General features: G+C 32.9%; 10 protein-coding genes. 9 read left to right on the forward strand and 1 reads right to left on the reverse strand.

The annotated features are described in order from the left end of the window. The first annotated feature begins 134 nt into the window (after nt 1-134). From ACKI4K_RS05495 to ACKI4K_RS05515, 5 genes are all read left to right on the forward strand, one after another. Nucleotides 135-1,199, forward strand: a complete 1,065-nt coding sequence (locus tag ACKI4K_RS05495; protein ID WP_407423062.1) for a glycosyltransferase family 4 protein — start codon at nt 135-137, stop codon at nt 1,197-1,199. Between the two features lie 33 nt (nt 1,200-1,232). Beyond that, complete coding sequence (locus ACKI4K_RS05500; protein ID WP_407423064.1) at nt 1,233-2,663, forward strand: Mur ligase family protein; 1,431 nt, start codon at nt 1,233-1,235, stop codon at nt 2,661-2,663. 81 nt (nt 2,664-2,744) lie between these two features. Further along, on the forward strand, nt 2,745-3,188 hold the full coding sequence (locus tag ACKI4K_RS05505) for a hypothetical protein (RefSeq protein ID WP_407423066.1): 444 nt from the start codon (nt 2,745-2,747) through the stop codon (nt 3,186-3,188). A 46-nt stretch (nt 3,189-3,234) separates the two neighbouring features. Next, entirely contained in the window at nt 3,235-4,449 is a 1,215-nt protein-coding gene (locus ACKI4K_RS05510; RefSeq protein WP_407423080.1) for a hypothetical protein, read from the forward strand. Nucleotides 4,450-4,484: 35 nt separating this feature from the next. Further along, a complete protein-coding gene (locus ACKI4K_RS05515) occupies nt 4,485-4,919 on the forward strand; it encodes a DUF356 domain-containing protein (RefSeq protein WP_407423068.1) in 435 nt (144 codons plus the stop codon). On the opposite strand, the gene ACKI4K_RS05520 is transcribed toward ACKI4K_RS05515, so the two are convergent. Next, on the reverse strand, nt 4,920-5,411 hold the full coding sequence (locus ACKI4K_RS05520) for a multiprotein bridging factor aMBF1 (protein WP_407423070.1): 492 nt from the start codon (nt 5,409-5,411) through the stop codon (nt 4,920-4,922). Between the two features lie 166 nt (nt 5,412-5,577). On the opposite strand from ACKI4K_RS05520, the gene ACKI4K_RS05525 reads away from it, so the two are divergent. From ACKI4K_RS05525 to ACKI4K_RS05540, 4 genes are all read left to right on the forward strand, one after another. Then, nucleotides 5,578-6,834, forward strand: coding sequence for a proteasome-activating nucleotidase (locus ACKI4K_RS05525; RefSeq protein ID WP_407423072.1), 1,257 nt, complete (start codon nt 5,578-5,580; stop codon nt 6,832-6,834). A gap of 132 nt (nt 6,835-6,966) precedes the next feature. Then, on the forward strand, nt 6,967-7,968 hold the full coding sequence (locus ACKI4K_RS05530) for a PH domain-containing protein (protein WP_407423074.1): 1,002 nt from the start codon (nt 6,967-6,969) through the stop codon (nt 7,966-7,968). Nucleotides 7,969-7,977: 9 nt separating this feature from the next. Next, on the forward strand, nt 7,978-9,174 hold the full coding sequence (locus ACKI4K_RS05535; protein WP_407423076.1) for a geranylgeranyl reductase family protein: 1,197 nt from the start codon (nt 7,978-7,980) through the stop codon (nt 9,172-9,174). Between the two features lie 5 nt (nt 9,175-9,179). Further along, on the forward strand, nt 9,180-10,217 hold the full coding sequence (locus ACKI4K_RS05540) for a TIGR01177 family methyltransferase (RefSeq protein WP_407423078.1): 1,038 nt from the start codon (nt 9,180-9,182) through the stop codon (nt 10,215-10,217). Nucleotides 10,218-10,385 lie beyond the last annotated feature (168 nt).

Consider the following 10,385-nt stretch of genomic DNA (forward strand, 5'->3'; position numbering starts at 1 on the left):
AAAATTCAAAACTAATTTTCATCAAAAAATTTCAAATCAACAAAGTTTTTGAAAGAGTCAATTTGTGTTATAAGTTATAATTATATAGTATTATCAATAAAGTATTTTACATAACCAATTTATTGAGTGGTATGATGACAGATATGTTAATTTTATTTTTAGTAACATTATTTGCTTCAATGTTCTTCACGTTTTATGTAAGGGGAATATTGATTAATGCAAGGATTACAGACAATCCTATAGTTAGTGAACATAGGCATAAGGCTGGCACTCCTACAATGGGAGGAATAGCATTTTTATTCACAATTTCCATCATTATCGCTCTTTATTATCAAAATACTCCTATTTTAATCGTTTCATTTATGATGCTTTCCGGAGGTATTGTAGGTTTAGTGGATGATTTGATTGGTCTTAAGGTTAAAGAAGTCCAAAAAGTTGTAGTCAATTGTTCGAATGAAGTTATCTCTTTGGGAAGACTGGAGGTCCAACCTAAAGAGGAGGTGCGTGTCGCAACTCCAAAAGCAAAAGAAGAAGTTGAAGAATTGCTTAAAGCAGGTAAAGTTGAGGTAATCGGCGAAGTTCCAATTAAAACAGAACCGGAGGAACTGGAAAAGATTATTTGTCAAATTGTTTTAGGGTTATGTTTAGGATTTACAGGTTATGTTACAACTTTGGGCGGATTTCAATTAGGCTTATTGGCCATTCCGGTTGTGGTTATCGGAATATTGGGTTGTATTAATTCAGTGAATTTGATTGATGGAATGGACGGATTGGCTGCGGGTATTGTTGCCATCGCTTCCATTGCATGTTGTGTTTATGGTTATCTGTTTGGACAAGCGGATGTCGTTCCGGTATTTTTAATTCTATCCGGATTATGTTTGGGATTTTTAGTATTCAACAAATATCCTGCTTCCATATTTATGGGAGATACAGGATCCTTTGTATTGGGAACCGGTTACGCCACAGCAGTAATGGTTTGTGATATTCCTTACTTTGGAGTTCTGGCATTGGGCGTTCCTATCATTTCTGTTGTTGTAAGTCTTCTGCATAGAGCCCATATTATTAAATTGCCGGTTGAACCCCTGCATCACACATTAAATCATTACGGCATGTCTGAAAAAAAGATCATATTTACTTATTGGGGTGCTACTGCAGCATTGTGCATTATTGGCATTCTTGCTAAGATGTACATATTTTAATTATTATTTTTCTTATTTTTTTGGGGTGATTATATGAATATTCAAGATTTGGTTAATTCAATAAACGGAAAACTTGTTGGAAATGATGAATTTTTCTCAATTGACGGTTTTACAGGAAAATTCACTTTTTTAAATGATGCACATACTGGAGATATTGTTATAAGGCATTGGATTAATGAAAAAGGAATTGAAATGGCTTTTGATAAGAATATTGCTGCTTTGATTACACAAACTCCGAAAGATTGTGCAATTGAAATGGCCGAAAAACTTAACTTCCCATTAATCATCACTGATAAAATCGAATTGGCTAATGCTTACGCGTTATCACACACTATAAAGAAATTTTCTCCAGATTCGACAAATGTTGTTATTACCGGAACTAATGGAAAGTCAACCACTTCCCATTTGATTTATCATATTATTAAAACTGCAGGATATCATGTTCTCACTAATACAGATAGCGAATCCGAATTTAATACATTGATAGATCCTATGGTTTCCAAATTAATTTCAGAGGAGGTCATGGCTAATGGTGATTTGGATTACTTGGTTATTGAAATATCTGAAGTTCAGGGATGGTTAGGCAATTTAATGAAAAATCATGCCGCTTTAATGAGTGATGCCGTTAAACCTAAGGTGGGTGTTATAACAAATATTGCAATGGACCATATCGGTCTTGTCAACTCAATTGAAGAGGTATTTGATGAAATAACTGCAGTTCCCAATACTATTGGCGATGGAACATGTGTAATTAATTGTGATGATGAATTAGTGATGAAATTGGATGTGAAAAATCCATTTTACACATCAATGTCCGAAATCGATTGTGAAAATGCTGTTTGTCATGATGGTGAAGGAATAATCTATCAGGGAAATACAATTTTAACAAATGATGAATTGCCATTTAATAGTTATCATTTTATACAGAATATCTTATCCGCTGTCGGAGCATGTATTTCACTAGGTCTGGACATGGATGATATAATTAATGGAGTTAAATCATATAAAGCATTAAATAGGAGATTTGCCAAACTAAACGATAAACCTTTAATTTATGATGATTTTGCACATAATCCTGATGGCATCAAAGCCACTATCTCCGAGACAATTAAACTACTCCCTCCAAACCAAACATTATATGTTGTATGTTCAATAAGAGGTTCAAGAGGAGTTGAAATAAATAAATTAAATGTTGAAGCTATTGTCGAATCTATGGATGACAATATTAAATTAATTCTATCTTCAAGTAATGATGTCGTGAATAATCTAAATTTTGTTGAAGATGATGAAAGAGAAGTATTTTTCAATACCCTGAATGAAAATAACATTGAGTTTATTCATTATGATAATCTTGAAGACTGTTTAATGGAAACCTATAAAAAAGCAGATGAAAATGATATTATTTTATTAATCGGCGCTCAGGGAATGGATCCAGCCGAATCACTTTTAAAGAATATAATATAAATTTAAATATAATATTAACTCAATATAATAAATGTATAATTTTATTCATATAGTTGATATTTGATAAAAGAGGATATAAACATGTTTATAAAGATTAGGAGAGACACATTAATTATTTTATTATTGGCATTTATTTTAATTTTGTGTGGTCGTTTAATTACTTATGTTGCCTATGCATCCTCTGATGAAATAAATGAGGGTATTCCTATTTCCGGAGTAATCATTAAAGGAAATGATGTTGTTCCGGTGGATACTATCAGATATAATGTAATGCAAGCAGGGTTCAGAGATGGTAGTGTAATATATGGGGATGTTTTAAAAACATCCATAAGAGAAGTTTCGCTACAAGATGCAATTCAAACGGCTCAAGAATTCGCTACACAGTCAACGGTTCCAGGTACTTCAGTAGAACCTATTACCGCCGCCGATGTTCAGGTTGATAAAAACACTGGTGTTGTTACCGTAACAGTTATCGAAGACTTTTCTTCTGTTGAACTTGAAAACAAATCAGGTGCGGGTGGATAAATTGAATAAATTTAAAGTTTCAATTGTTTTTTTAATAATATTGTTAATGACAATGAGTAGTGTTGCAGCTACTTGTAACATTATCATTATTACTGACCCGTCCGGAAAAGACCCAAATGGTGCTGCAGCGGGGAGTATGTCATTTGCAGAAAACATGTTCCAATCAACATTTATAATGTCTAAACTTAATCAATTTGCGGTACTATCAGGGGGTACCGGTAGTTCTGATACAAGGTTGGAGTCAGTTATTGATGCTGTTGCCAGTCTAAATAATAATGTATCTGCCGCTTCAGCTGCGTCAATCGCATCTCGGTATAATGGGGCACGTCTTCTTGTAGGTGGCCCTACTATGGGCGCTGCTATTGGAGGATCTTTCGATGCATATGTTATTACTGTTGATGATTTCAGCAATAATATTAAAGTCACCCCGTACAGCAGTGGTGTCGCCACATTACAGCCGGGTCAAAAAGGAGCTATTATTCACTTGAGGAATACTGAGGGAAATCCATTATATGGTACTGCGGAGTCTGTTCGTAAAGAAACTGCAATGAATATTGGAAAAATGATCAGGGATGGTTATCCTGCCACAACCATATTGTCCGAAGCAATGGGTGAAGTGGCTAATGATTCTGGTGAAAAATACGGTGGGGGTGGATTAAACCTCGTTTCAGGAATTTCCACTGGAGACATGTTCACTCCTCCAGACATGAATAAAACAGGTTATGCCATGGATGAGGAATATGCTAAATCCTGTCAGGATTGTGGTTGGTCTAGAGGTTATCCCGCTTCTGAATCTTACGATAAATGTCCGGTTTGTGGTGGAGAGTTAAAAACAGTTTATGCATATCAGGCTTTAGGCAATGCATTAACGGTTAGCTCAAATGCAGTCAGTGTTTCAGTTTATGGAAGTGATAAGCCTGGTTTAGCTGCAACTACGAAAGAAATTGTGGAGGCTTCTGTTGCTAAAAATGGTTATGACGCTTCTGCTATTGCAGGTTCTATTAATAGGGCTATCAATAATGGTTTGTTAATGGGTGTTGACCATGTTGAACCTAAAGATCTAAATGTAAAACAAAGTTCTAAAGCCGTTGGTGTATATTATAATGCACTTCCAGGTGACAGGTCTTCTCCTTCATGGGACCTGCCTATTGATGGTAACATTTTAAATATTTTAGGCAGCATTCAAACAGTAGTCGGTATAATCCTGATACTGCTTGTTTTATTCAGAAGTAGACTTTTAAAATCTTTCCAAAATAGGTGATTTTTCACCTTAAAATTATTTTTTTAGTGATTATTATGGCATTAATTTTAGTTAGGGGTGAAAGCAATTCAAAAGTGCTTAATGCAATTGCAGATATGGAAAGGCATGGTAACTTAAATTTGATTACTAAACCTAAAGTTATAGATACTTCTTTTGCTGATTCATTAGTTGAAAGTATTCTAAACTCAAAACTCAAAACCAAATCTAATATTGCTGTTGCTTTTTTTGTAAAAGAAGATGCTACATTAAGCATCATACAAGTAAAAAAAATTCATCCTCCAGCCCATATTGTAGTTGTTAGTGAAGAATATGATGCTTATAATAAGTTATATGATTTGTTAGATACTGCTAAAGCTTTTGAAGGTTATCGTTCTCATAAAGCCAAAAATGAGGGGATGATTGATTACACAATTAAGGGTAAGGAAAGGCATATAAAAAATGAGAAATTAAATAGCTATATTAAAAAATAGCTATTTCCTTTTGATTTTCATTATATTTCCTAATGTGCGCTCGCCTGTTTGACTATTGACAAATTGATTTAAATCAACATTGTTTACTTCTTCAAGCAATTTAATATTCAATGCCTTTTCTAATTTTTTTGTAAGCTTTATGTCAGGTGTCATTTTTCCGGTTTCAATTCTGGTAATGACTGAAACCCTTTCGTTTATCTTTTTACCTAAATCTTCTCTAGACCAATCTTTTGATTCTCTTGCTTTTCTGACTTCAAGTGCAAAGTCTTCAATTAACTCTTCAGACGGTTCGTCATTTCTAGAATAAACTCTACCTTTACTATTATTTTGTCTTTTGCCTTTATTCTGTTTTCTAAATTTTGGTTTAGGAGGTGCTTTCTGAATTGTTCCAAGTTTTGAACATTCTTTACACACTACCATAACTGATCCTTCGATTTTCGCCTTTATTGGATTATGTTCTGGCACAGGTTTACCACAAATTTCGCATTCCATATTAATCAGTTTTCCTTGTTTGCTTAATTAATTATTTTATTAATTATGCTTAATAAAAATAATTGTTAGTATGGATAGAAATGAATACATTTAAATATTTAAAGTTACTAATTGTTATTAAAGTAACAATGAATGTAGAATTTTAAACTAACTGGAGATGATTCACATGGATGATTTTGATGACTTGGAAAATTCTTCAAAAGAACAATTAATAGAAAAAGTTGAATCCTTACAAGATGAGATTAATTATTTAAGAGAAGAAAAATCCAAAGCAAAAAGTAACTTAATGTGGAAAGTTAGGAAATTAGAAAAGGATAAAGTCCTAATTGAAAATGAAAAAATCAGATTAGAAAGAGAAACTAAATCATTACGTTCAGAAGTGGATAGATTTAGATCTCCACCTCTTGTGTTGGCAACTATTACTGAAGTTTTAGATGATCATAGAATGACTGTAAAAAGTAGCACAGGTCCGAGTTTCCTTGTAAATTATTCAAAATTTTTAGATGAAAATTTGTTAGTGCCTGGTTCAAGGGTAGCGTTAAACCAGCAAACATTCGGTATTGTTGAAGTGTTGCCATCAGAAAAGGATGCTAATGTTTCAGGAATGGAAATCGAAACCAAACCAGACATCACCTATGATAAGATTGGTGGTTTGGAAGAACAAATTATTGAAGTTAAAGAAACTGTTGAACTGCCTTTGACAGAACCTGAATTATTTGAAAAAGTAGGTATCGAACCTCCAAAAGGAATATTATTATACGGTCCTCCGGGAACAGGTAAAACTTTACTTGCAAAAGCTGTAGCTAATGAAACTAATGCCACTTTTATTAAAATTGTAGCATCTGAATTTGTTAAAAAGTATATCGGTGAAGGGGCAAGACTTGTTCGTGAAGTATTTGAATTAGCTAAAGAGAAAGCTCCCGCCATTATATTCATCGATGAACTTGATGCAGTTGCCGCTAAAAGACTTAAAAGTTCTACAAGTGGTGACAGAGAGGTTCAACGTACTTTAATGCAATTGCTTGCAGAACTTGATGGATTCGAATCAAGAGGGGATATCGGAATTATTGGTGCAACCAACAGGCCGGATATTCTGGATCCTGCATTATTGCGTCCAGGTCGTTTTGACAGATTTATTGAAGTTCCGCTTCCTAATGTTGATGGAAGACGCGAAATTCTTAAAATCCATACTAAGAACATGTCACTGGATGAAGAAGCGGATATTGATATTCTCGCTGATTTGACTGATGGTCTTTCAGGAGCTGATTTAAAAGCTGTATGTACAGAGGCGGGCATGTTTGCAATTCGTGAAAAACGTGAGTCTATTACAGTAGCTGACTTTATGGATGCTATAGATAAGGTAATGAGTAAGACTAAAGAGGATGAATTGTTCAAAACTGAAGCCGGCGTAATGTTTGGTTAATTTTAATGTATAATAAGCCTATGATGAACCCTATGAGCTCTGATATGTGATGAATGATGGGCGAGCTGAGGCTTATTTTTTTAATCTTTTTTTGGTAAAACTTTATTTAAAAGAAATTCTAATAGTATAATTATGTTGTTTAATAGAAATGATGATATGCCCAACGAGAGAATTCTTTATGAAACAAAACCAAATATGCTTTTTGGTTGTAAAAAGGCAATTTATGGTGTTGTTTTATTGGCTATTGTTCTTATGGTTTCATCTGGAGCAATTAAATTTGTAGGTAAAATGCAAGTTTATATGGTTTCTCGGATTAATCTCTCTTTAACCAGATATACGGCAATAGCTTTTTTCATCATCATTCTTTTTATTATAATTTATATAATATGGCAACTTTTAAGCTGGTATTCTAAAGAGTATACATTAACTGATTCTAGAATAATTATAAAATCCGGAGTAGTGTCCAGTAAGAAAAATTATATGCCTTATGCAACAATTCAAGATATCAATACATCTCAAAGCATTATTGCAAGACTATTTGGGGTAGGTTCTATCTCAGTATTTAGTGCATATGATAACAATCAAATGGAGTTATCTAATATTAGTGACCCGTCTAAGGTCGAAGAAATTATCTTTTCCCATATGGTCAATTCTAGAAATTTTTATGGACATAATATGTCTCCTCGCGATAATCCTGCTTTTGAAAGAAATTTCCAATTGAATGATGATTATTCTGGTGGAAAGGATTATTATGATGAATTTGAACCTATAACTCCTATTGGTCGTGAAAGAGATATGCAAAGAGGGGAATATGAATATTATCCTGAAGATTTGGGTTATAATGATAAACGATATAAGGAATATGAATATGAACCCTATGGGGATGATTTTTATAGGAGCAGTGAAAGGAATTCTATAAGATATGAAGGAGCTTCAAACTCATATTCACAAAGTGGTTATTATAATAGAGTAAGGGAGGAGTATTCTCAAAGTAATGACGAATACTCTCATGATAATGAATCAGGATTTTATCATGATGGGGATGTGGAAGATGCTTCACAAAATCAACCGCAGGATATTGGGGAAGCTAGTGAAAAAGTGATTAGAAGACATTTTGATAAGTTTAAAAAATAAGGTCATATAATGAATCTTAATTATGATGTATGTGTTGTAGGGGCGGGGCCAGTTGGTTCCACTATTTCTTATTATTTATCTTTAAAAGGTTTATCTGTAGCATTATTGGATAAGAAAACAAGGATTGGTTATCCTTTGCAATGTGCCGGAATTTTAAGTAGTCATATTACGGAGTATAATGAACTTCCGGATAATCTAATTATAAATAGAGTTAGGGGAGCATTCCTACACTCTCCAAATCAAATTTTAAAAGTTAAAAAATCTGGTGATGCGGCTTATATAATTGATAGGGTTGCTTATGACCAATTTTTGTTAAAAAGAGCTGTGGATAGTGGTGTTGAGTTAATCAATCAAAAAGCTATTGATTTTGATATAGAGAATGGTTTAACAATGCTTCATGATAATCATGTCATTAAATCCAGGATTATTGTGGGATGTGATGGATATAATTCTAATCTATCAAATCATATGGGGAATAGCCAAAGCAATTATGCAGCATCACAAATGCTTGTTAAAATAATTTCCGATGAAATGAATTCTTTTAGAAAAAGTGATATTCCCGATATCAAAGATTATGTGGATGCAGGGATGTTTGATAAAATTTTACCGGGTTTTTTCTGGATAATACCTACTGTAGATGATGTATATAGGGTGGGATTGTTTTCCAATGATTCTCATAAAAAGCAGGATTTGATTTTGGGGAATTTCTTAAAAAATAATTTTAAATTTGAAATCATTGAAAAATATAAAGGTTTCATTCCAATTTTCAATAAAGACAATAAAATGGTTAAGTCAAGAGCAATTCTAATTGGAGATGCTGCAGGTCAAATAAAACCAACATCCGGTGGAGGTTTATTAATAGCTTTTGATGCTTGTAAATTCGCTAGTGAATACATTTTTGAAGCTATTGAAAAGGATGATTTGAGTATTCTGGAAAAGTATCATGAAGAATTTATGAATAGATATAAAAAAGAGTTTAGCTATCAAATTAAAGTTCAAAAAACTCTTCATTTGTTATCTAATGATGATTTGGATTATTTATTTTTAAAACTTAAGGAAAATGATGGGGAAGAATTGATTTCAGAATATGGTGACATGGATGATCAGTCCCGGCTTGTTAAAGAATCTATAAAAAGGGGATTGGTATTTAAAGTCATTCCTTCATTTTTGTTTAAGAATGTAGTAAAAATTTTTGGATTTAGGTGAATATAATGGAATTATTATGCATACAATCTCAAGAACACCCCGAATTGCCTAAAGCAGAACTAAGGGCAGTTATGGATTGTGAAAGTATTGACGCTGATATTGAGGTTATCACAGAAGGTCTGGTAATTTTAAAAGAAATTCAAGATGATAAATGTGATGATTATTATGAAACTCTTACAAAAAGATTGGGCTATACCCATGAAATTCATGAGATTATACGGACATCATCAGTTGAAAACTTAAACGAAGATGTGGCTTCGATTAATTGGGGGGAGTATATTGGTGAAACATTTGCAGTGAGAGTTAAAAGATTTCATTCCGAGATTGATACGGTGGCTTATGAGAGAAAAATAGGTTCATTAATACTTGAAAACTGTGATGATACTAAAGTAAATCTTAAGAAACCTGAATCATTAGTTAGGATTGTTGCATTTGAAAAGGTTATTTATATAGCCATTGAAAAGATTAAATTAAATAAAAAACATTTTGAAGAAAGCAAACCTCATAAAAGGCCATTTTTCTATCCGGGATCCATGAGTCCAAAACTGGCAAGATGCATGGTCAATTTGGCTAGAGTTAAAGAGGGCCAATTGGTTCTCGATCCCTTTTGTGGAACTGGAGGAATATTGATTGAAGCGGGAATTATTGGATGTAAGGTTGTAGGTTCAGACATTTACTGGAAAATGAAGAATGGTACAGCAATTAATTTAGAGCATTATGGCATTACAGATTACAGAACTTTTAATCTTGATGTCCGTGAACTTAAAATGTATGAGATGGTATCCGCTGTTGTAACAGACCCTCCTTATGGAATATCAACAACAACTGGAGATATTGATGGGGAAGAAATTTTTAGAGAGTTCTTTAAATCAATTTATGATAATATGCTTGATGATGCATATCTTTGCATGGCAAGTCCACACTATGTGGATTTAAAACCTATGGCTGATGATGTGGGTTTTGAGATTGTAGAGCAATACGGAATCAAGATGCATAGAAGTTTAACAAGAATTATTTCAGTTATCCGTAAAAAAATAGATTAGTATAATAACCAACAGTTACATTTATATATGAGAAAGTAAACTTTATGTAAATGTTGGTCTAAAACTCAATAATTATTTTTTATTTAATTATTTATTGTAAATATTTTTTCTATTTCGATTTTTAGACATTTTTAAAAATTTTTCATGAATGTCAGTTTTAAATATTTT

This window comes from Methanobrevibacter sp. (assembly GCF_045644645.1).
Lineage (GTDB): Archaea > Methanobacteriota > Methanobacteria > Methanobacteriales > Methanobacteriaceae > Methanocatella.

Coding starts and splice junctions, on each gene's coding strand:
- ACKI4K_RS05505 (WP_407423066.1), top strand. CDS start 2,745: ATGTTTATAAAGATTAGGAGAGACACATTAATTATTTTATTATTGGCA.
- ACKI4K_RS05525 (WP_407423072.1), top strand. CDS start 5,578: ATGGATGATTTTGATGACTTGGAAAATTCTTCAAAAGAACAATTAATA.
- ACKI4K_RS05530 (WP_407423074.1), top strand. CDS start 6,967: ATGTTGTTTAATAGAAATGATGATATGCCCAACGAGAGAATTCTTTAT.
- ACKI4K_RS05515 (WP_407423068.1), top strand. CDS start 4,485: ATGGCATTAATTTTAGTTAGGGGTGAAAGCAATTCAAAAGTGCTTAAT.
- ACKI4K_RS05510 (WP_407423080.1), top strand. CDS start 3,235: ATGACAATGAGTAGTGTTGCAGCTACTTGTAACATTATCATTATTACT.
- ACKI4K_RS05520 (WP_407423070.1), bottom strand. CDS start 5,411: ATGGAATGCGAAATTTGTGGTAAACCTGTGCCAGAACATAATCCAATA.
- ACKI4K_RS05500 (WP_407423064.1), top strand. CDS start 1,233: ATGAATATTCAAGATTTGGTTAATTCAATAAACGGAAAACTTGTTGGA.
- ACKI4K_RS05535 (WP_407423076.1), top strand. CDS start 7,978: ATGAATCTTAATTATGATGTATGTGTTGTAGGGGCGGGGCCAGTTGGT.
- ACKI4K_RS05540 (WP_407423078.1), top strand. CDS start 9,180: ATGGAATTATTATGCATACAATCTCAAGAACACCCCGAATTGCCTAAA.
- ACKI4K_RS05495 (WP_407423062.1), top strand. CDS start 135: ATGACAGATATGTTAATTTTATTTTTAGTAACATTATTTGCTTCAATG.